This is a genomic window from Arthrobacter sp. zg-Y1171 (genome assembly GCF_025244845.1).
Lineage (GTDB): Bacteria > Actinomycetota > Actinomycetes > Actinomycetales > Micrococcaceae > Arthrobacter_B.
The window spans coordinates 1,676,587-1,697,462 of the sequence record NZ_CP104264.1 but is presented as its reverse complement, the minus strand read 5'-3'; the positions used below and the strand labels follow the sequence as shown (position 1 = coordinate 1,697,462).

The following is a 20,876-nucleotide window of genomic DNA, read 5'->3' as shown; positions in this document are numbered from 1 at the left end:
CGAGGAGGTGGCCTGAATGAGCGATTCGAAGGCAGCAAATTCCCCCGCAGCGGATGCGCAGCGGGCGAAATCGAAGCAGAATGCCCAGATCACCATCGGCGCCCTGGCGGTGATGAACATTGTGGCCGTGGTCAGCCTCCGCGGGCTTCCGTCGGAGGCCGAGTACGGCCTGAGCTCGATTTTCTACTATGTCCTGGCCGCCGTCGTCTTCCTGATTCCGGTCTCCCTCGTGGCCGCGGAGCTGGCCACTGGATGGCCGGAGACGGGCGGCGTCTTCCGATGGGTCGGCGAGGCGTTCGGGCCGCGGTGGGCCTTCCTGGCCATGTTCATGCTCTTCATCGAGGTGACCATCTGGTTCCCCACCGTGCTGACGTTCGGCGCTGTGTCACTGGCCTACACCGGGGACAACCAGAACCTTGACGCGCAACTCGCAGGAAACAAGCTCTTCGTCCTCGCGGTGGTCCTGGTGGTCTACTGGCTGGCCACGTTCATTGCCTTCCGCGGTGCGAAGGCCTTCTCCCGGGTAAGCCAGTGGGGCGGCATCATCGGAACCATCATTCCGGCAGCCATCTTGATCGTCCTTGGCTTCTCCTATTTCTTTGCCGGGAACACCCCGCAGATCCAGCTGGGCTGGGGCGAACTCATTCCCGACTTCGGCAACTTCTCCAACGTGGTGCTCGCGGCGTCGATTTTCCTTTTCTACGCCGGCATGGAAATGAACGCGATCCACGTCAAAGAGGTCAAGAACCCCACCCGCGACTACCCGATCGCCGTGCTGACCGCGGCGGCAGGGACCGTCATCATCTTCGTGCTGGGAACCCTGGCCATCGCGTTCGTGGTGCCCCAGGCCGATATCAACCTCACCCAGAGCCTGTTGACCTCCTACAACGACATGTTTGAATGGGCCGGCATTGGCTGGGCTGGACCCATAGTCGCGTTTATGCTGCTGATCGGCGTCCTCGCCGGCGTAGTGACCTGGGTGGCAGGTCCGTCCATGGGCATGCTTGCCGTGGCGAAGGCAGGCTACCTCCCCCGCTTCTGGCAGCACACCAACAAGAATGGAATGGGCACCCACATCCTGTTCTTCCAGGCCTTTATGGTCACCGGACTGGGACTGACCTACGTAGTGCTGCCCTCGGTTCAGGCCGCCTACCAGATCCTGAGCCAGCTGACGGTGATCCTGTACCTCATCATGTACATGCTGATGTTCGCTGCCGCGATTTACCTGCGCTACAGCCAGCCGAACCGTCCGCGGCCCTACCGGGTGCCCGGAGGCGACGTCGGCATGTGGATTATCGGCGGCGTGGGTTTCCTCGGTTCACTGATGGCTTTCGCCTTCAGCTTCATCCCGCCCGACCAGATTTCCGTAGGATCCCCGGAAGTCTACGTGGGCATCCTTGTGGGCGGGGCTGTGGTGATGGTCATCCTGCCGTTCCTTATTTATGCCTTCCGCAAGCCGCACTGGCGGGACCGGACCAGCGAGTTCGTTCCGTTCACGTGGCAGATTGAGCATTCGCATCCCGGGACGGTCTCGGAGTCCAGTGTTTCCACCCAACAGTTGACCAGGGAAGCGGAATCCTCCGGTTCGCCGGTGATGTTCTCGCACGACGACGGCGGCGGGCACGGCGGGAGCACGGCGGTATGACACTCGATGACACCGCAATTGAATCGGCGGTCCGGACGGCGTACGCAGACCACCGAAACGACTCCGGGGGCAGGAACGCCAGCTACATCCCGTACCTGGCGTCCGTGAACCCGGACCTCTTCGGGATTTGCGTGATGACCGCGGACGGAGCGTTGTTCGAAGCCGGTGACACAGGCTTCGAATTTGCCCTGGAATCCATTTCCAAGGTGTTCTCCATGGCGTGGGCCATGGAACAGGTGGGGCTGGAAACCTTCCAGGAAAAGGTCGGTGCGGATCCTACCGGGGAGCCGTTCAACTCGGTGATTTCCGTTGCGCTGCACGGTGACACACCGGTGTCGCCCTTGGTCAATGCCGGAGCCATGTCCACGGTTTCCCTGATTCCCGGCGACAACGCCGAGGATCGGTGGGAGGCGATCCTGCAGGTCCAGAGCGCATTTGCCGGCCGGAGAATCACGCTGAGTGACGAGGTGAATAACTCCGAGCAGTCCACCAACTTCCACAACCGGGCGATTGCCTGGCTGCTGTACTCGGGCGGCACCATGTATTCGGATCCGATGGAAGCGTGTGATGTGTATACCCGGCAGTGCTCCACCCTCGTCACCGCCCGTGACCTGGCGGCCATGGGAGCCACCATCGCCAACAAGGGAATCAATCCCTTGAGCGGGGACCGGGTGGTGCAGGCTGCCAACATCCCGGCCATGCTGGCCGAGATGACCATGGAAGGGATGTATACCGCCTCCGGTGACTGGGCCTACCGCGTGGGACTGCCGGGAAAGTCCGGCGTGGGCGGGGGCATCCTGGCCATCATGCCCGGCAAGCTGGCGATTGCCGGGTTCGCGCCGCCGCTGGACGAAGTGGGTAACAGCGTCAAGGCACAGCGGGCGGTGGCCCAGGTTGCCGCGGCGCTGGGCCTGAATATCTACAAGGCCACCGAGTACAGCGACTAGCCCAGGTCCCGGCCTATCCGGTCCGCGGCGGCGCGCAGCGGCGGAAGCACGGTCTCCTCCACGCGTTCGGTGCTGTGCAGCTGCAGCGACACGTTGGCAGCCGCGACCACTGTGCCGTCGCCGCTGCGGACCGGAACGGCCACGCCCCGCAGGCCGTCCTCCAACTCATCAGCCACCCGTGACCAGCCCCGCTCGCCGGTCTCCCGAACGGACGCCCTCAGCTCCTGGATGGTGCGGACGGTGCGCGCGGTGTAAGGCATCAGTTCCACGGTGCTGAAATAGGCTTCCTGCTCCGCCTCGGGCAGGGACGCCAGCAGCACCCTGCCCATCGAAGTGGCCCAGGCCGGGAACCGGGTCCCGACGTTGACCGCCACCCGCACCAGCCGGGGGGAAGTGATCCGCGAAACATAGACGACGTCGGTCCCGTCCAGGATGCAGAGCGACGTCGTCTCGCCCAGGTCAACGGAGAGCTGCTTCAGGTGCGGCTCGGCGGCGTGCGGCAGGGAAAGATGCGCCAGGAACGAGGACCCGATGTCCAGGGTCCTCGGCGCCAGGCGGAAAGTGGTTCCGTCAAAGCCCAGGTAGCCGAGGTCCCGGAGGGTGAGGAGGAACCGGCGCGACGCAGCCCGGCTGATGCCTGCTGCCGCGGCTGCGGAGCTGACCGTGTGTTCGGGCACGTTCAGCGTGAAGGCGCCCAGCACGGCGAAGGCCTTCTCCACCGATTTCACGTAATAGCCGTCTGCGCCCTCCACTTAACGCGCTTTCGGTTCCCCGCGGGAAGCCAGGTACTGGGAGGCCAGCCGAACGGGTGCATTGGGTGCACCGTAACCTTCGTACCCGCCCCGCCGCTCCACCACTTCGAAGAACACGTTGCCCACGGTGCCCGTGTAGAAGTGCAGGAATTCGCCGTCGCCGTCGCGGTCATAGAGCAGGTTCAGGCCCTGCAGTTCCGCCAGGAACCCCGGATCAAGCCGGAAGCGGGCTGCCAGGTCCTCATAGTAATTGGCCGGCACCGGCAGGAACCGAAGCCCCCTTTCGGCCGCCTGGCGGGCGGTGGCGACCAGATCGGTGGAGGTGAAAGCGACGTGCTGGGGGTACTCCGCGCCGCCGGGCCCGGATTCCACGATCAACGGGGCAATGTTCAACGCCAGCCGCACCCCGCCGTCGGCGCTGCGCATCACCTGGCTGCGGACCAGGCCCATGGGACTGGGGACTTCCTGCGAGGCTATCGGGGTCAGGGAAAGCGTGGACTCGTAGAAGAGCACCGCTTCGTCGAAGTGCTGCCAGGGCTGGGACAGGTTGATGTGGTCAATGGCCGAAATCAGCGGCTGCGGCGGTTGCCCGGCGGTTTCCCCGGGGCCGGGCGTCGCCGCGGGTCCGAACTCGTCCGCCCACGCGGCAGTGCCGTCGGCGGTGGCTTCGCAGAGGAAGACCTCCGTGGAATCCGGGGCAAACACGGCCTGGAGCACCTGCTCGTCCGCCTGGCTGCGCCGGCTCACCGGCCGGGCCCGCAGCTGCACCGCGCGGGAAGCTGCGGCCTGCGGGTCCTGCACGTCCAGCCCGAGTGCGGAAATGCCCGGTTCCATCCCGCCGGCCTGCTGCCCGTTGATGATCACCCGAGCCGTGCCGGAGGTCCACAGCTGCACGGGTTTGGTCCGGTGCCGCCCGGCGAAGGTGAAGCCCAGCTGGTGCAGGAGCGCGGAGACCGTGTCCGGGTTCCCGGCCTTGACCTCGGCGAAGTTGAACCCGGTGGGCTCGGCCACGCTCGGCAGGGTCGCGAGGGACATCGGATAGTGCGCACTGCCGTCGTGCTGCAAGAGGTACGACGCCGTGCGCTCCTCCAGCCAGATAAGGGACCGCATCGCGTCCACCGCGGTGCGGTCCTCGGCGGTCTGCCGGAACACGTCGTTGAAGATCTCCAGGGACACCGGTCCGTCATAGCCGCTGCGGACCAGATGGGCCATGAACCGCACCAGGTCGAACGCGCCCTCACCGGGGAAGACCCGGTAGTGCCGGCTCCAGGAGAGGACATCGAGGGATAGTTCGGGCGCGTCGGCGAGCTGGACGAAGAAGATTTTCTCCGCCGGGATTTTTTCGATCGCGGCCGGGTCCCAGCCGCGGGAGAGGATGTGGAAGCTGTCCAGGCAGGTGCCGATCTGCGGGTGGTCGGCCAGGTCCACTATGCGCTGGGCATGCTCGAAGTCATTTACGTAGCGTCCCCAGGCGAGTGCTTCGTAGGCGACCTTTACCCCGTAGCCGGCCGCCAGTTCACCCAGCCGGCGCAGCTGGTCCGCCGCCGCGGCGTCGTCGTCGATGGTCGCCGTGCCCACGTTGCTGCACAGCAGCATGGTTTCGATCCCGAGGCGGTTCATCAGTTCGAACTTTGCCCGGGCGCGGTCCAGGTTGGCTTCGAGCAGGGGGTCCTCGACGCCTTCAAAGTCGCGGAACGGCTGGTACAGGTCCAGGGTCAGTCCCAGGTGGGCCGCCAAGGCGCGGATCTGCTCCGGGCTGGACGGAGAGACCAGAAGGTCCGGTTCGAAGATTTCGACGCCGTCGAAGCCTGCATCGGCGCAGGCCCGCATTTTCTCTTCGAGCGTTCCGCTCAGGCAGACGGTGGCAATTGACGTGCGCATGGTGCTCCGGTCCCGGCCCTCAGCGGCCCTGGCTAATCAGTTCGTGGAAGTGGGCGAGCATCCGTGCCGCGTCGGGCCGGATGCCGGTAATCAGTTCAAAGGCATCCACGGCCTGGCCCACGGCCATCCGGCCGCCGTCCAGCACCTGGCAGCCCCGCGCCTGGGCGCCGCGGATCAGTTCCGTTTCCACCGGACGGTAGACGACGTCGGCCACCCACTGGGAGGAGTTGAGCAGGTCCAGGTCCACGGCAAGGCCTGGATGGGAATGCATCCCCACCGGAGTGGCATGGACCAGGCCGTCGGCACCGGGCAGGACGGCGGGGAGGTCAGCGGGCGTGCCGGCGCTGATCCGCTGGTCCGGGAAAAGCCCGGACAGCGCGGCTGCGCGTTCTGCGGCACGATCGGGGTCCAGGTCCAGCAGGGTCAGCTCGCCGGTTCCGGCTTTGAGGAGGGCGTAGGCCACGGCGGCGCCGGCACCACCCACGCCCAGCTGGACCACCGAGGCCAGCGCGGCATCCGGAAGTCCGCCGGCCAGCGCCCCGCCGAAGCCGGAGAAATCGGTGTTGTGCCCGATGAACCGGCCGTCCCGGATCAGGACCGTGTTTACTGCGCCGAGCCGCTCGGCGTCGTCCGACACAACATCAAGTTCGGCCAGGACCAGCTGCTTGCAGGGATGCGTCACGTTGAAGGCATTGAAACCCAGGTCCCGGCCTGCGCGAAGCAGCGCTCCGACATCGGTGCCCGGGCGGCCCAGCTGAGTGAGGTCAATCGGCCGGTAAATGTACCGGAGCCCCTGGTGATCGGCCTCCCTTTCATGCATGGGCGGGGTAAGGGAGGCGGTGATGCCTTCCCCGATCAACCCGACAATGAATGATTCCTCGGTGCCGCTCATGGCGCTGTTCCTTCCGGTGCCTACGTGCGGGCGGCAGTGCCTTTCGAACACGCAGGACACATATGCGCCGCTGCTTGCCGGACCCTTAGCTGTGGGCTACATTACTTCAAGCGTACGGACAATGCACACAAGTGCGTATAGCGCACACCGCCCCGGAGTTCCGTACCCCCCCCACCACAGCCCACGTCAGGAGAGATGCAATGGACGCATCCGCCCCCGCTGGACCAGCAACGGGCAAGACCCCGCGCAAGGCCGCCACTGCCAGCTTTATGGGCAGTGCCGTCGAGTACTACGACTTCTTCATCTTCGGTTCCGCTGCCGCGCTCATTTTCCCGCGCGTGTTCTTCCCGGACGCCGACACCCAGGCCAGCGTCATGTCGCTCGCCACCTTCGGCTTCGCCTATATTGCCCGTCCGGTCGGCGCCGTCATTCTCGGGCATTTCGGTGACCGGGTGGGCCGCCAGAAGGTCCTGATGTTCACCCTCCTGCTGATGGGCGGAAGCACCTTCCTGATCGGCTGCCTGCCGGACTTCAATACGATCGGCTGGTGGGCTCCGGTCCTGCTGGTCTTCTGCCGCCTGATGCAGGGACTTTCCGCCGCAGGCGAGCAGGCCGGTGCCAGTTCCATGACCCTGGAACACGCGCCGGACAACCGCCGCTCGTTCTTCACGTCCTGGACACTGACAGGTACCCAGGGCGGGCAGATCCTTGCCGCACTGGTGTTCATCCCCGTGGTTGCCCTGCCGGACGACATCAAATACGGCATCGGCTGGCGCATTCCGTTCTGGCTGAGCGCCGTGGTTGTCGTCGTCACCTACTTCATCCGCCGCTCGCTGCATGAAACCCCCACCTTCACGGAGGCCAAGGAACGCAACGAGATCGCGAAGCTGCCGGCAGGCGTCCTGCTGAAGGACCACTGGCGCGACGTACTGCGGGTCATCTGCTGCGCCTTTATTGCAGCGGTTTCCACCGTCTACGGGACACTGGCCATCAAGTACGGCACCGAGGTAGGCAACGTGGACGCGAACATTACGCTCTGGCTCGTGGTGGCCGGCAACGTCTTCGCACTGTTCACGCAGCCGCTGTTCGGCCGGCTGGCCGACCGGATCGGCCGCCGTCCGGTCTTCATCTACGGCGCACTGTCCAGCGCGGTGATCATGCCGTTCTACCTGCTGTCCATGGAGTCCGGTAACACCCTGCTGCAGTTCGCCCTCTCCGTGGCGGTCTTCTCCTTCGGCTACGCGGCGGCGAACGCTGTCTGGCCGTCGTTCTACGGAGAGATGTTCAGCGCCAAGGTCCGATTCTCGGGCCTCGCCATCGGCACGCAGCTCGGCTTCCTGATGGCCGGTTTTGCACCGTCCATCGTTGCTGCCATCGGCGGACTGGAGCCCGGCGGATGGCTGGTGACCAGCGTATTCACCGGCACTATCTGCGCCATCGCCGCCATTTCCGCCCTCACCGCCAAGGAGACCGCGCACACCCCGACGGCGGAACTGGGCCTGAACCTGGCCAAGGCCGCCGCGCCGGTGCGCCCGGCCACGGCATAGGGACGGCAAGCACCAGTACAAGCACAAGCCAACAGGGCCGGGGCGGGAACTTTTCCCGCCCCGGCCCTGTGCCGTCTGCAGCGGTGCCATCTGCCGCAGTGTCACATACCGCGCAGCCGCGCCCGGCGCGAAGTCCAGGCGATGTATCCGCCCAACGCCCCCGTAGACGCGAGCCCGGCACTCATCAGCGGTGCCTGCCACGATTTCCAGCGGGACGAATCACCCAGCGTCAGCTCCCCCACTCCACGAATAAACGCCGACGCGAAGATTGCCGCCACCAGCCGGTTTCCCACGCGCTCCAGCCGCATCACCAGCGGAAGCAGTTCCTCGCCGCGGAGGTGGACCTCCACCCCCTCGATCTCCAGGGTGCTGAGCAGCCGGCGGGCCTGGTCCGGCAGTTCGGCACCCAGCTCCAGGACCTCCGTTCCGGCACGGCCGAGCCTGCGGGCATAGTTCACCGGGTTCAGCTGCTGCAGTGCCATCCTGCGCGCATAGGGGCCCAGGGTGGGGCCGAGCCGGAACTGGGGATCCAGCACCTCGCCCATGCCTTCGGTCATGATCAGCATCCTCAGCAGCAGCGCCATTTCCCGCGGCAGCTGGATGTGGTGCGTGCGCAGGATGCCCAGCCCGGTTGTAATGATGGTTCCCACCGGTGCCGACGCCAGGTCCTTGCCGGAATACAGGCGGATCAGCGGACCAAGGTCCATCCTGAGCTTCACGCGGTTCACCCGCATCCCTGAAGCATTGATCCGGACCAGCGCATTGGTGATCCGCTCCGGATCCTTGCGCACAATGCCGATGAACAGGGCCGACAGCTGGCTGCGCAGCTTCTCGTCCACCTCGCCCACCATGCCGAAGTCGATCAGTCCAACCCGGCCGCCGGGCTCCACGAAGAGGTTTCCCGGGTGCGGGTCGGCATGGAAAAACCCGTCATCGAAGACCATCTTCATTTCGACGCGTGAAGCAGCCACCGCCAGCGCCGGACGGTCGATCCCGGCGGCGTCGAGAGCGGCAACGTCCGTGACCTTCATTCCGCGGATCCGGTCCATCGTCAGGACACGGGAGGTGCTGTGGTCCCAATAAACGTAGGGAATGGTTATCGCAGCGTCGTCTTCGAAGTTGGCCCGGAACCGGTCCGCGTTGCGGCCTTCCTGGAGATAGTCCAGCTCCGAGCGAAGCGTGGAGGCAAACTCGTCCATCAGTCCGGTGAGGTCGTAGTCGCGGGCGGCTTCCCAGCGTTTGCTGGCCGCGTTGGCCAGGTTCTGCAGGATTTCCAGGTCCTGTTCCACCTGGGCAGCGATCCCGGGCCGGCGTACCTTGACCACCACCTCCGTGCCGTCCTTCAGGACGGCGGCATAGACCTGCCCGATCGAGGCGCTTGCCATGACCGTGGTGTCGAAGGACCGGAAGACCTCCAACGGGTCTCCGCCCAGTTCCTGGTGCAGCTCGTCCTTGATCTGCGGCCACGGGACCGCTTCGGCGTCATCCTGCAGCTTCGCCAGTTCACTCTGGTAGTCCGGGGGCAGCAGGTCCGGACGGGTGGAGAGCAACTGGCCCATCTTCACGTACGTGGCACCGAGCTCCTCGAGGGCCGTACGCAGGTACTCCGGACGGGTGCGGGGTTTGCCTCCCGCCTCGGCCGCGTGCTGGCGGCGGAACGGCAGCCTGCCCTCCAGGCCAAGGGCGGACACCAGGAAGCCAAGGCCGTTGCGGGAGAGAATCTCGGCGATCTGCCGATAACGGTCCAGCTGGCTGATCATTGGTCTGCTCCGTCCGCGAAGGCTCGGTTCTCCGCTGCTGTTCGCTAACGAAACACTAGCCGCAGGGCAGGTTCCGCCGACAGGTCCTTCGTGCCTGCACCTCTTCTGTCGCCCGGTGCTCTTCTCCCGGCTGCGGAGGGCACCTAGACTCCGGCACATGCCGATGTCCTCACCTGACCAGCCGTCCGCCGCTTCGCTGCGGGAGCGGGTGTCTTCCCTCCCGCCGGATGAAAGACCCGCCCTGCTGTCCGGAGCGTCTTTCTGGACCACCGTCGCTGCCCCGGCGGCGGGGCTCCGGCCCCTGGTGCTCTCCGACGGGCCACACGGTATCCGGCGTCCACGCAGCGAGTCGGAACCCGGAATCGGTGACGCGCTGCCTGCCACCTGCTTCCCTGCGGAATGCCTCACCGCGTGTTCCTGGGACCCGGACCTGCTGGCCCGGCTCGGCACGGCGACGGCGAAGGAAGCGGCAGCTGCGCATGTCGACGTCGTGCTGGGGCCGGGACTGAACATCAAGCGCACTCCCCTGTGCGGGCGCAACTTCGAGTACTTTTCCGAAGACCCGCTGCTCGCCGGCGCGCTGGGTGCCGCCTGGATCCGCGCCCTCCAGTCCGAGGGGGTGGCTGCCTGCCCCAAGCATTTCGCGGCGAACAACCAGGAAGCGGACCGGATGCGGATTGACGCGTCGGTGGACGAACGCACCCTGCACGAGATTTACCTCCGGGCCTTCGAAACGGTGGTTCGGACCGCACACCCGTGGACCCTGATGGCTGCCTACAACAAGGTCAACGGCATCCACGCTGCGGAGAATGCCTGGCTGCTGCAGACGGTCCTGCGTAACGAGTGGGGATTCGACGGCCTGGTGATGTCCGACTGGGGTGCGGTCACCGACCGGGCGGCGGCGCTCGACGCCGGACTGGACCTGGAAATGCCCGCCAGCGGCGGATTGGGGCCGGCGGAGCTGCAGGCCGGACTGGAAGCCGGCACCGTCAACCAGGAGATGGTGGATACATCCGCGGCGAGGCTCCTGCAGCTGGCGGACCGCACCGCCTCGCCGTCGCACAGCAGCGCGGACCCTGACGAACAACACCGGCTGGCACGCGAGGCCGCTGCGGCCTCCATGGTGCTGTTGAAGAACGAGGGCGGGATCCTGCCGCTCTCCCGCGGTCTCCGACTGGCCGTGGTGGGCGAGCTGGCCCGCACCCCGCGGTACCAGGGCGCCGGCTCCTCGCAGGTGACCCCCACGCGGGTCAGCGTTCCGCTGGAGGTCCTGTCCGAGCGGACCGCTGCGGCCGTCTTTGCCGCCGGCTACCGGCTGGACGGAACGCCCGACCCGGAGCTGGTGGCCGAGGCGGAGGCCGCTGCCGCCGCTGCGGACGCAGTGCTGTTCTTCCTTGGCCTGCCCGAGGACAAGGAGTCGGAGGGATTCGACCGGCCGGACCTGGCCCTGCCGGAAAACCAGTTGGCGCTGCTGCGGGCGGTGACCTCCGCCAACCCCTGGACAGTGGTGGTCCTGTTCAACGGCGGCGCCGTGGAGACCGGGTGGGTGGAGCAGGTACCGGCCGTGCTGGAGGCGTGGCTGCCCGGCCAGGCCGGAGGCGAGGCGCTGGCGGATGTCCTGCTGGGAGATGTGAACCCGTCCGGAAAGCTGGCGGAAACCTTCCCCCGGCGGATCGAAGACACTCCGGCGTTTGGGAACTATCCCGGCGAGGCAGGCACGGTCCGCTACGGCGAAGGGGTGCTGGTGGGCTACCGCTGGTATGACGCGCGTGGGATCGAACCGGCGTTCGCCTTCGGGCACGGCCTGTCCTACACAGCTTTCGATTACACCGGCCTGGACCTCCGCCTTGTGGACACGGATACGGGGCCTGCCTTGGCCGTCGGGGCAACGCTCACGAATATCGGCAGCCGGGCCGGAGCCGAAGTCCTGCAGGTGTACTCCGGCGCTCCGGCGGGACCCGCGGTACGGCCGCCGCGCGAGCTCCGGGCCTTCCGCAAGGTCTTCCTCGAACCCGGCGCCTCGGCTCCGGTTGCGCTGACGGTACCGCTGCGGGAGCTGGCGAGGTTCGACCCGGCGTCGCACCGGTGGATCACCGACGGCGGAACCTACCGCATCGACGTCGGGTCCTCCTCCCGGGACATCCGGCTCAGCGGAACCATCGACCTGCCCGGCACCGACGGCGGCACGGCGGCGCCGCTGACACTGGATTCGACTATCGCACAATGGCTGGCGCATCCGCTGGGCCGGCAGCTGCTGGGCGGCGGGGACCCGGGCATGGCCGACGCGCTGGCGCTCATGGGCAGTATGCCGCTGCGCCGGCTGGCCCGGTTTCCCGGCACCCCCCTTACGCGGGACCGGCTGGCCGCACTGGAACAGGCGCTGCGCGGCGCCGGCCCTGCGGGAGGCGCATCCGGCTAGGCGCCGAGCAGGGACCGGTAGATTTCCTCATGCGCTGCGGCTACCTGCCGGCGCTCTGCGGTCCGTTCCCCGCGGCTCATTCCCGGCCAGCTCCGGGCGGCGTGCACCTGCTTGAGCGCGCTGGTCAGGGACTGGGCATCGAGGCCGTCCTCGTTATGCACGAATTCCGTGACGCCGGCACGCTGCTGGGCGTAGAAGCCGCAGGACGGCGCTAGCACGGCCGTGCCCAGATCGGTGCACGCTTCGAGCCAGCCGGAATGGGTGCCGAACCGGTACGGCAGCACGGACACATCCAGGCTCGACAGGTAGTCCCAGAGCTGCGGTTCGTCGAAGTAGTCCCGGACCTGCAGCTCGAGCCGTCCGGCCGCGGCGGCCTCCGCCAGCCAGCGGTGCAGTTCCGGCCGGTACTTGTCCCCTCCGGGGGTGAGGATGTCCGGATGCCCGTTCACCTGCAGCACGGCACCGGGAAGCTGTTCCACGGCGTCGAGCAGGTCCGGAAGGACCGCACCCTCCATCATGTTCGGGCGCAGGCTCTTCAGGTGCACACCGACGCGGAACTCCTCCCGCGGACCGGCTGCCAGCCGCAGGGCCTGGCGCCGCTCAAGCTCCGCCAGGTCCACCACGTGCGGATGCGGCAGCACGTACGGGCGGCGGCCCCACCGGCGCTCGACGACGGCGGCGGCCCCGGGCGTCAGCGTGATCAGTTCATCGGCTGCGGCAATCAGCACATCCAGCTGCGCGTCATGCGCCTCCGGAGTGAGGTGGTGCGGATTGCGCAGATCGTGGACCGTGTAGACCAGCGGTTTCCCCTGGGCCTTCAGCTCGTCGGTAACCGCCTGCAGGTCCCGGGGCGAAATGGCGTCGAAGCCGAAGTGGATGTGCATCAGGTCGAAGCTGTCCGCGTTCTCCCGGATCCAGCCGGCGTCCAGCATGACCGGCGGCCACCATGTCGCCTCCGTGGACTGGCCGGGATTGCGGGGGTCCGGGTCCGGCAGGCGTACCACCGGGTTCCGCTCCCCCGGGACGGCGCCGGTATGCCGGATATAGACCTGGCTGTGCGGCACTGACGCCACCCTGATGTTCGATCCTTCCGGCCTGCCCACGCATCCTCTTCCGCCGCTGTAAACAATCCGTGTTCAGTATACTTAGTATTTTGCGGCGCCCGCGGAGGGCGCCCCCGGCGGAAGGAAAGAATGCAGCCGCAGCAGACCGCCCCGGAGCAGGCGTTTTCGGTGCTTATCATCAGCTCGGGACGAGATGCCCACCTGGCCAACGCCGTCCGCGGGATCAGCCGCTCCACCCGCCGGCCGGCAGAGATCGTGGTCTGCTACCTGAACCAGCCCGAGGCTGTTCCCCCGCCGAGCGACGTGCCGCTGCGGGTGGTCCATGCGGCGTCGGGCGCCGGCGAACCGCTGCCGCTGGGGGCGGGCAGGAACGCCGCTGCTGCGGCGGCGCGGTCCGAAACACTGGTCTTCCTCGACGTGGACTGCATTCCCGCAACTGGCATGTTCGGGCACCTGCTGTCGGACCTGGACCGCAACCGCGGCCTGGTGATGGCCGCCCCCCGCTACCTCACGGCAGATGCGGACGTGCCGGGGTGGGTATCCGACGGCGACGATCAGGTGCTGTACCGGGACTCCGTACCGCACCACGCACGTGCTGCCCTGGCACCGGCGCCGGGAGAACCGGCACGTGCCTCGCAGGAATACGCCCTGTTCTGGTCCCTGGGGTTTGCCGTGCACCGCGGGACATTCGAACCGATCGGCGGCTTTGACGAGTCCTTTGCCGGGTACGGCGGCGAGGACACGGACTTCGCCTTCACTGCGCAGCGGAAGGCGGTCCCGCTGGCATTTTCCGGGGCAACCATGTTCCACCAGCACCACGGCGTTCACCGGCCGCCGCTGCAGCATCTGGAATCCATTGTCATTAACGCCAAGGCGTTCCGGGGCAAATGGGGCAGCTGGCCGATGACCGGCTGGCTCGAAGCCTTTGCCCGGGACGGCTACGTATCCTGGGAGCGCGACGGCGGGGACCTGCGGCTGCTGCGCCGTCCGGGTCCCGCCGAGCTCGCCGCCGCCCGCGTCAATGCGCCGTACTGACGTCCCTGCCGGCGGGAACGGGATCTCCCTCGCTCCCGGAGACGGCCGACTCGACGGCGGCCAGGAACCGTTCCCGGAAGTGGGCGGGAGAAACCAGCAGGGTCCTGGCCAGCAGCTGCGGATCGGTCCCGCGCAATTCTTCCAGCAGGCCCCGCCAGTCCGCCACTGAGGCGAAGCTTGGCGCGGCGGCTGCGCCCGCCGACGCGAGCGAAGAGGCAAAAACGGCCTGTTCCCGGAACGGCCGGGGTTCGGGAATCAGCAGCGCCGGACGGCGTGCGGCGGCCGCGGCGGCCACCGCATTGTGGCCGGCCGAGGTGACCACCACATCCGCGGCGGCCAGCCGGGGCCCCGGATCCGCCACTACGCCCAGCAGCGACACATTCGCGGGAACCTGCCCCGGGGCGCCGGCGGTATGTCCCATAACGTCCCACTGCCACCCCGGTGTCTGCCGGGCCGCGGCAAGGACGTCCTCAAGTGATACGCCGCTGCCGCCCAGGGAGGTCTGCACCGCGACGGTCCGGGGCCGCACGGGGATGGGCCCGGGTGCGGTGTCCGGAGCGAGCATGCCCAGATAAGTGCTCTTGGAGCCGTAAGCCTGCAGATGCGCCGGATCTTCGATGGCTTCCGGGAAGTAGGCGATGAGCCGGTGAACGGAGTCGTAGGCCAGCCGGTGTGCCGTGTCGGTCCGTTCCCCGTGCATCCGGCGGTGGATAACCGGATAGCCCGCGAGCCTGGCAAAGGCGGCGACCTCCACGGACACATCCACGACCACCACGTCCGGGGCGAACTCTTCCCAGAGCCGGTGCAGCTGGCTGAAGCGGGACTGCAGCGCCGGACCTGCCGGCGCATAGTGCAGGAAGCTCCCCGGCCCGGGCGCGAAGGGTCCGTCGGGTCCGACGTCGGGCGGGAGCGGCGCGAACCGCGCTCCCCCGGGCAGGCGCGGAAGTCCCCCGGCCGGGGTGGTGCCGGTGACAAGCAGCTCCACGGCAGCCAGCCGGGCAATGTTGGCGGCGTGACGCAGGTGTCCGGTGCCGTGGTGGTGCGCGTAGTAGGCCACGCGGGGCATGCGGGAAGAAGTCAAGTGCTGCTCCTGTTAGGGCACGAGGACGGCGTCGGGATGACCGGAGTCGGGCAGGCCGTCCGGTTGGGGGAGGGAGCGCATCTGCTCCTCGTAGGAATCCACCATGGCTGAGGCGCTGAAGCGGGCCGCGGATTTCCGTACCCGCTCACGGTCGAGGCCGCGCGCGTCCGTGATGGCTGCGGCCAGGGCATCGGCACCGAGGCCTTCCGCGAGCCGGCCCCCGTCGGCGTCGATGATCTCCGGCATGGCGCCCAGGGGCAGGGCAGCCACCGGCGTACCGCAGGCCATCGCCTCCAGTGCGGTCAATCCGAAGGGCTCGGACCAGACAGGCGAGGCAATGAAGACCTCTCCGGACCCAAGGAAGGCGGCCAGTTCCCGGTGGTCGAGGTGGCCGACGTGCTGCACCCCGCGGCCCAGGTGCGGTGCGACGGTGCGTTCGAAATACTTCGCATCGCTGATCGGCCCGGCGAAGTGCAGTTCCATCCCTGCCATCCGGGCCGCATCAATCGCTATGTGGAGGCCCTTTTCGGGCGTGACCCGTCCGGCCCAGACGACGGTTCCGGTGCGGCGTCCGGTGCCCGCGGGCCAGTCCGCCAGCCGGATGCCGTTGTGGATGACGTGCAGGTCCGGCAGGTGCGGGGACCAGCCGGTGGCATTGCGGGCCGAAACACTGACGAAGCGGTGCAGCGGTGAGAGCGGCGCGCGACCGTCCTCCACGGCGTCCACGATCCACGGCAGCGGCGGGGTGTGGAGGATGGTCAGCATGGGCACATCCGCAAGCTCCAGGTATGGGAGCAGGCTCAGGGAGTTGTTCACGACGACGTCGAAAGCGCCGGCCCGGACCGCGGCAACGGCGGAGCCCAGCGCGGCGTCGAGGGACTGCTGCTGCCGCTGCATTTGTGCGGGAGCCAGCCCGCGCCGGAATTCGAAAGTTTCCGGGAGGACCTCCACCACCCGGCCGCTGGACACGGAGCCGGCCTTGGCGAAGAGCGTGACGTCGTGGCCGCGGGACGCGAGTTCGTCCGCCATCAGCGAGGTGTGCATTTCGAGTCCGCCCTGGAACGGGCTGGAGATCGGGTGGTGCAGGTGGGACAGGACGGCTATGCGCAATGGTTTCCCGCCTGCCGCACGCCCCTGCGGCAGGGGGAAGTCAAGACTCATATTAGTAAGTATGCCTTGTATTCGCGGCCCGCACCTGAGCAGGCAGGCGGGTACTGACAGGCGGGGGTACTGGCAGGCGGAGCCGCTAGGCGGAGTACGGTTCCACGCCGAACGGCACCGGCGGGATGTGGTGGGAAGGCAGGCGGTCGCGGTCGTAACTGATGGTGGTGTAGCCGTGCGGGACGGGCTTGCCTTCTTCATCCAGGTTGACGAACACGATCTTGTCGATCGTCAGGATGCTGCGGCGGGTAATCATGTTCCGCACTTCTGCCTGCATGGTCAGCGACGTACGGCCGAACTTGGTTGCCGTGAGCCCCATTTCAATCAGGTCGCCCTGCACCGCCGAGCTGACGAAGTTGATCTCCGACATGAATTTGGTGACCACCCGGCCGTTGCCCATCTGCAGGATGGCATAGACCGTAGCTTCTTCGTCGATCCAGCGCAGCAGGCTGCCGCCGAACAGGGTGCCGTTGGCGTTCAGGTCCTCGGGGCGGACCCACTTGCGGGTGTGGAAATTGATGTTCTCGAGGGGCATATATTCAGCTTATCCACAGGACTGTTGCTCATCGGCCGGATCCGTGGATGCCTTGCTCACAGACCCCTGTTAGCTGTCTGACGCTGCTGTGACGGCGCTCCCGGGCAGACGGCCGCCGCTTCAGTCGGGGACCTCATTCAGCTGGTCGCCGAGATGGGTCAGGTCACCGTCCGGTGGAACCTCCATGGCTTCGAGCGCTGCGGCCTGCTGCAGGTCCCGGATCAGGTCCGCCGACCCGCCCACGATCGTGGAGTCGAAGTCGATCTCGGAGGCCAGGAACCATGCGCCGTCGGCCGGCCAGAGAAGATTGGGGCTCTGGATCGGATCCCAGCCGTTGTGCTCCTGCCAGCCCGGTTCGGCAAAGACCGCCAGGCTGCCGGCAAACAACAGGTAGTCGCGCAGCGGCAGCTCGAGGCGGCGCGCGGTCTGCACGGACTCGTGGCCCCGGAAGGGCTGCGCCGGCCCCTCCGGGTCTCCGGCGCCCGGGAACCCGGGAAGGGTCTCCCCGCTGCCGGCCACCCAGCCGTACCCGTCCCACAGCCCGGCAAAGCAACGGCCGGAAGTTTGTGTGTGTGCACCGAGAATGCGGCTTACCTCGGCCAGGGTGCCCGCCGGGAGCGCGCCGACCAACGGGTCTTCATAGTGCCACCCCGGTTCATTCGATACCGGATTGCGGTAGCCGGCCAGAATGGAGGACCACTGCATCATCGGATGGGCCACCGTGCCGCGCACCTCCGCCAGCTCTTCCCAGCGCATGGGGCGGGACTCGGCACGTACCGGCCCGTCCTGCTGCCAGCCCAGCAGCTGCGCCCGGATCGGGTGGAAAACCCGTGCGTAGGCCTCGAACCCGCCGGGAACGGTGCCCGCAACTGTACCGGGCTCAGCCAGCCGCTCCGCGATCCAGACTCCGGACTGCGGATCGGAAAGCGGCCCTTCCAAGCTCGTCATGCGGCCCAGTATGCCCTACCGGACCCCGCAGCGGGTGCCGCTGCGGCAAGGGCTGCCGTGCCGTAGGCAGATCGGCCGGCTAGCTGAAACGTGCCGCACCCCCGGCAGCCGGCAGGTCCCGCGCGTCAACCGGTCCCTGGTCCAGCCGGAACGGCGGGTATTCGTCGCGCATCAGCGCCGTGTAAGCCAGGACGCGGTAGGACCAGCGCTGCAGGCCCATAACGAACTCGAACAGCGGACGCGGATAGCGGCCGGTGAACAACAGGGCCACTGCAGCGACCAGGACCAGCAGGGTCAGCAGGGAGATGCCCACTGTCCAGCCGCCGGCCGACCGCAGGCCTTCGCCGGCCGGGTCCGTTGCCCAGTTCACCGCCGAGCCGCCGTCGCCCATGCTTCGGTCCCACCCGCCGAACGGGCCGTTTTGGCGCACAATGACGTAGCCGGACCCGGTGAACGCCCCCACGATCAGTGCCTGCGGGATAACCAGCAGCCACCACTTCACCAGGACCAGCCCGCGCGAAAGCCGTTCCGGGTAGGCAACGTCGAAGTCCGCCGGATAGTCGGTGCGCTCCAGGCTGAAGGGCGGATACCTGTCCGTGCCCAGCACGCCTGTGGCATAGAACGCCACCCGCCAGCTCCAGCGGAGCACCCCCACGTTGAACTCGAAAAGCCCCCGCGGATAACGGGCAGTGAAGAGGATGGCGAAACCCGCAATGACGGTGGCTACCCAGAAGGCGATCCACAGGAAGGCCAGCAGGATGAAGTGCGGAATGGCCAGGAACCACTTCACCAGCCACAACCAGCGGGAGAGCCCCGGGTCCAGTTCCCCGTAGAGCCGGGCCGGATACGGTGCCCCGGTGCCTCCAGCGGACAGCTGCGCTGCCCGGGCGCCGGACAACGCCGGTGCCTCCGCGGTGCCCGGCGGCGCACCTGCCGCCGTGGCGCCTGCCGGAACCTGCGTCCCTGCAGGCGTCCCCGCCGGCGGGGACGCAGGCGTCTCACCGGAAGCGGGAACCGGCGCCGCTGCGTAACCATAGGGACCGTGCCCGCCGCTGGGACCGGGGTATGCTCCGGTGTGCTTCCGGCCGGCCAGGATCGCAGCGAGGATCAGCGCCGCGCCGCCGAGCACCAGGACGACGGCCCCGATCAGCAGCCACCAGGCGAGAGGTCCCAGAACGTCGGAGCGGATTCCCACCTGCAGGTCCGCCGTGACCCCGGGAGAGGCGTCGGCGTTCATCACGACGACGGTCCATTCGCCCTCCTGCAGCGGCCACTCAAGCTCCTGCGTGCCGGTTCCTGCGGAAGAGGCGGACCAGAAGTCCTGCTCCCCCGGCGGGGCCGGTGCGGCGGCGCCCGGGCTCTCCTCGTATTGCGCGGAGAAGGGATCGAACGTAACGTCTCCGAGTTCCGAATGGGCAACCCCGGCCAGGTACCGGTCGACGTCGGCCCTGGACGCAATCCCGATAAACAGCTCACCGTCGGGGTCGGTTCCCCGGACCTGCACCCTCCCGACATCGTCCTGAGCCCGGATGCCCGTACTCACCTCGACGTTCTCGCTGGTCAGGGCGTACGAGCCGACACTGTAGGTCTCTTCGGGAACGGATAGGTAGCCGTCGTCGCCCTGGGCCGCGGCCAGGGTTCCCAAGCCGGCAGCGCCGGCCCCGGCAGTCAGTCCGGCGAGGACCAGCAGGGAACCAATAACGATCAGTACGATTCTGCCTGCATTCATGGCGGTGCCCTTCGCTCGCTGGAAAGCGGTACCCCGGCTAGAAGTTGATCATGTGGCCGGTCAGTCCGTGGAAAGCTTCCTGCAGCGCTTCACTGAGGGTCGGGTGGGTGTGCACATTGCGGGCGAGTTCGGCCGCTGTCAGGTCCCACTTCTGTGCCAGGGTCAGTTCCGGCAGCAGCTCCGAGACGTCGGGGCCGATCAGGTGCCCGCCCAGCAGTTCCCCGTACTTGGCGTCGGCCACCAGTTTCACGAAGCCCACCGGTTCGCCCAGCCCGTGGGCTTTGCCGTTGGCGGTAAACGGGAAGGTGCTGACTATGACCTCGTGACCCTCGTCGCGGGCCTGCTGTTCGGTGAGCCCGAAGCTGGCTACCTGTGGCTGGCAGAAGGTGGCACGGGGCATCATGCGGTAATCGCCCAGCGGCAGGGTTTCCGCCTTGCCGATGGTTTCAGCTGCCACCACTCCCATGGCCTCCGCCACGTGGGCGAGCTGGAGCTTGGCAGTGATATCGCCGATGGCGTAGATGTGCGGGACATTGGTGCGCATGTAGTCATCGATGCCGATGGCTCCGCGGTCGGTGAGCTCCACCCCGGTTTTTTCCAGGCCGAAGCCCTCGGTGCGCGGGGCAAAGCCGATGGACATCATCACCCGGTCGGCTTCGATGCTGCCCTGCTGGCCGTTCTTGTCCGTATAGGTGACTGTGACGGACGAGCCGTTGTCCTTCACCGTTTCCACCTTGGTGGAGGTGAGGATGGGGATGCCGAGCTTCTTGTACTGCTTGGTGATCTCCTTGGAGACGTCCACATCCTCGTTGGGCAGGGCCCGGTCCAGGAATTCGATGATGGTCACATCCACGCCGTAGCTACGCAGCACATAGCCGAATTCCATCCCGATGGCCCCGGCACCGACGATCACCATTTTCTTCGGCAGGTCCCGGTCCAGGATCTGGGCTTCGTAGGTGACCACGTTTTCGCTCAGTTCGACGCCGGGCAGCAGCCGTACGTAGGTCCCGGTGGCGATGATCGCGTTGTCGAACGTGATGCTCTCGCTGCCGCCTTTGGACAGGTCCACCTCGAGGGTGTGGTCGTCGGTGAAGACGCCGTGGCCGTCGTACTCCGTGATCTTGTTCTTCTTCATCAGGAAGTGGACGCCCTTGACCCGGCCGTCGGCGACCTGGCGGCTGCGGTCAAAGGCCGCTCCGTAATCAAAGGTGACGTCGCCGCTCATGCCGAACGTCTTGGCCTGGTTGGTGAAAATCTGCGCCAGTTCGGCATTGCGCAGCAGTGCCTTGGACGGAATGCACCCGACGTTGAGGCAGACGCCGCCCCAGTATTTCTCCTCCACGATTGCCGTCTTCAAGCCCAGTTGGGCCGCGCGGATGGCGGCCACATAGCCTCCCGGTCCGGCCCCGAGGACCACGACGTCGTAATGTTCGCTCATGGGAACCAACTCTCCTTGCCTGGGGGTGCGGGGAAATTCCTC

16 protein-coding genes are annotated in these 20,876 nt (G+C 67.2%); 5 read left to right on the top strand and 11 right to left on the bottom strand.

What is annotated here, in order from left to right; all coding sequences use genetic code 11:
• Positions 1–16: 16 nt before the first annotated feature.
• Positions 17–1,645, top strand: a complete 1,629-nt coding sequence (gene gadC, locus N2L00_RS07945; protein ID WP_255863036.1) for a putative glutamine/gamma-aminobutyrate antiporter GadC — start codon at positions 17–19, stop codon at positions 1,643–1,645.
• Positions 1,642–2,592, top strand: coding sequence for a glutaminase A (glsA, locus tag N2L00_RS07940; protein WP_255863037.1), 951 nt, complete (start codon positions 1,642–1,644; stop codon positions 2,590–2,592). Before gadC ends, glsA begins: the two co-directional genes overlap by 4 nt.
• Here glsA and N2L00_RS07935 read toward each other — a convergent pair.
• The 3 genes from N2L00_RS07935 to N2L00_RS07925 are packed head-to-tail and all read right to left on the bottom strand — an operon-like array spanning position 2,589 to position 6,117.
• A complete protein-coding gene (locus N2L00_RS07935; RefSeq protein ID WP_255863038.1) occupies positions 2,589–3,344 on the bottom strand; it encodes an IclR family transcriptional regulator C-terminal domain-containing protein in 756 nt (251 codons plus the stop codon). The two genes, glsA and N2L00_RS07935, sit on opposite strands and share 4 nt — an antisense overlap.
• Positions 3,345–5,225: a bifunctional sugar phosphate isomerase/epimerase/4-hydroxyphenylpyruvate dioxygenase family protein gene (locus tag N2L00_RS07930; protein WP_255863039.1), complete on the bottom strand. Its 1,881-nt coding sequence runs from the start codon at positions 5,223–5,225 to the stop codon at positions 3,345–3,347.
• A 19-nt stretch (positions 5,226–5,244) separates the two neighbouring features.
• A complete protein-coding gene (locus N2L00_RS07925) occupies positions 5,245–6,117 on the bottom strand; it encodes a shikimate dehydrogenase (protein ID WP_255863040.1) in 873 nt (290 codons plus the stop codon).
• Positions 6,118–6,317: 200 nt separating this feature from the next.
• On the opposite strand from N2L00_RS07925, the gene N2L00_RS07920 reads away from it, so the two are divergent.
• On the top strand, positions 6,318–7,664 hold the full coding sequence (locus N2L00_RS07920; protein WP_255766132.1) for an MFS transporter: 1,347 nt from the start codon (positions 6,318–6,320) through the stop codon (positions 7,662–7,664).
• Between the two features lie 101 nt (positions 7,665–7,765).
• On the opposite strand, the gene N2L00_RS07915 is transcribed toward N2L00_RS07920, so the two are convergent.
• Complete coding sequence (locus tag N2L00_RS07915; RefSeq protein WP_255766131.1) at positions 7,766–9,424, bottom strand: AarF/ABC1/UbiB kinase family protein; 1,659 nt, start codon at positions 9,422–9,424, stop codon at positions 7,766–7,768.
• A 157-nt stretch (positions 9,425–9,581) separates the two neighbouring features.
• On the opposite strand from N2L00_RS07915, the gene N2L00_RS07910 reads away from it, so the two are divergent.
• Positions 9,582–11,843 (top strand): glycoside hydrolase family 3 C-terminal domain-containing protein, encoded by a 2,262-nt coding sequence (locus N2L00_RS07910; protein ID WP_255863041.1) that lies wholly within the window; start codon positions 9,582–9,584, stop codon positions 11,841–11,843.
• Here N2L00_RS07910 and N2L00_RS07905 read toward each other — a convergent pair.
• Entirely contained in the window at positions 11,840–12,907 is a 1,068-nt protein-coding gene (locus N2L00_RS07905; protein WP_255863042.1) for a glycosyltransferase family 1 protein, read from the bottom strand. The genes N2L00_RS07910 and N2L00_RS07905 overlap by 4 nt on opposite strands.
• 129 nt (positions 12,908–13,036) lie before the next feature.
• Between N2L00_RS07905 and N2L00_RS07900 the strand changes: the two genes are divergently transcribed.
• Entirely contained in the window at positions 13,037–13,942 is a 906-nt protein-coding gene (locus N2L00_RS07900) for a glycosyltransferase family 2 protein (RefSeq protein WP_255863043.1), read from the top strand.
• Here the strand turns inward: N2L00_RS07900 and N2L00_RS07895 are convergent.
• The 6 genes from N2L00_RS07895 to lpdA all read right to left on the bottom strand — a co-directional run bounded on the left by N2L00_RS07895 (position 13,926) and on the right by lpdA (position 20,834).
• Entirely contained in the window at positions 13,926–15,023 is a 1,098-nt protein-coding gene (locus N2L00_RS07895) for a glycosyltransferase (RefSeq protein ID WP_255863044.1), read from the bottom strand. The genes N2L00_RS07900 and N2L00_RS07895 overlap by 17 nt on opposite strands.
• A 12-nt stretch (positions 15,024–15,035) precedes the next feature.
• Complete coding sequence (locus tag N2L00_RS07890; RefSeq protein WP_255863045.1) at positions 15,036–16,184, bottom strand: glycosyltransferase; 1,149 nt, start codon at positions 16,182–16,184, stop codon at positions 15,036–15,038.
• An 85-nt stretch (positions 16,185–16,269) separates the two neighbouring features.
• On the bottom strand, positions 16,270–16,719 hold the full coding sequence (locus N2L00_RS07885) for an acyl-CoA thioesterase (RefSeq protein ID WP_255766125.1): 450 nt from the start codon (positions 16,717–16,719) through the stop codon (positions 16,270–16,272).
• A gap of 120 nt (positions 16,720–16,839) precedes the next feature.
• Positions 16,840–17,667: a hypothetical protein gene (locus N2L00_RS07880; protein WP_255863046.1), complete on the bottom strand. Its 828-nt coding sequence runs from the start codon at positions 17,665–17,667 to the stop codon at positions 16,840–16,842.
• A gap of 79 nt (positions 17,668–17,746) precedes the next feature.
• Positions 17,747–19,396 (bottom strand): DUF4389 domain-containing protein, encoded by a 1,650-nt coding sequence (locus N2L00_RS07875; protein ID WP_255863047.1) that lies wholly within the window; start codon positions 19,394–19,396, stop codon positions 17,747–17,749.
• Positions 19,397–19,433: 37 nt separating this feature from the next.
• Entirely contained in the window at positions 19,434–20,834 is a 1,401-nt protein-coding gene (gene lpdA, locus N2L00_RS07870; protein WP_255766122.1) for a dihydrolipoyl dehydrogenase, read from the bottom strand.
• Positions 20,835–20,876 lie beyond the last annotated feature (42 nt).

Excerpts from the sequence above, each read along its gene's own strand:
- N2L00_RS07915 (WP_255766131.1), bottom strand. The coding sequence starts at position 9,424 with ATGATCAGCCAGCTGGACCGTTATCGGCAGATCGCCGAGATTCTCTCC.
- lpdA (WP_255766122.1), bottom strand. The coding sequence starts at position 20,834 with ATGAGCGAACATTACGACGTCGTGGTCCTCGGGGCCGGACCGGGAGGC.
- N2L00_RS07930 (WP_255863039.1), bottom strand. The coding sequence starts at position 5,225 with ATGCGCACGTCAATTGCCACCGTCTGCCTGAGCGGAACGCTCGAAGAG.
- N2L00_RS07885 (WP_255766125.1), bottom strand. The coding sequence starts at position 16,719 with ATGCCCCTCGAGAACATCAATTTCCACACCCGCAAGTGGGTCCGCCCC.
- N2L00_RS07920 (WP_255766132.1), top strand. The coding sequence starts at position 6,318 with ATGGACGCATCCGCCCCCGCTGGACCAGCAACGGGCAAGACCCCGCGC.
- N2L00_RS07880 (WP_255863046.1), bottom strand. The coding sequence starts at position 17,667 with ATGACGAGCTTGGAAGGGCCGCTTTCCGATCCGCAGTCCGGAGTCTGG.
- glsA (WP_255863037.1), top strand. The coding sequence starts at position 1,642 with ATGACACTCGATGACACCGCAATTGAATCGGCGGTCCGGACGGCGTAC.
- N2L00_RS07910 (WP_255863041.1), top strand. The coding sequence starts at position 9,582 with ATGCCGATGTCCTCACCTGACCAGCCGTCCGCCGCTTCGCTGCGGGAG.
- N2L00_RS07875 (WP_255863047.1), bottom strand. The coding sequence starts at position 19,396 with ATGAATGCAGGCAGAATCGTACTGATCGTTATTGGTTCCCTGCTGGTC.
- gadC (WP_255863036.1), top strand. The coding sequence starts at position 17 with ATGAGCGATTCGAAGGCAGCAAATTCCCCCGCAGCGGATGCGCAGCGG.
- N2L00_RS07900 (WP_255863043.1), top strand. The coding sequence starts at position 13,037 with ATGCAGCCGCAGCAGACCGCCCCGGAGCAGGCGTTTTCGGTGCTTATC.
- N2L00_RS07890 (WP_255863045.1), bottom strand. The coding sequence starts at position 16,184 with ATGAGTCTTGACTTCCCCCTGCCGCAGGGGCGTGCGGCAGGCGGGAAA.
- N2L00_RS07925 (WP_255863040.1), bottom strand. The coding sequence starts at position 6,117 with ATGAGCGGCACCGAGGAATCATTCATTGTCGGGTTGATCGGGGAAGGC.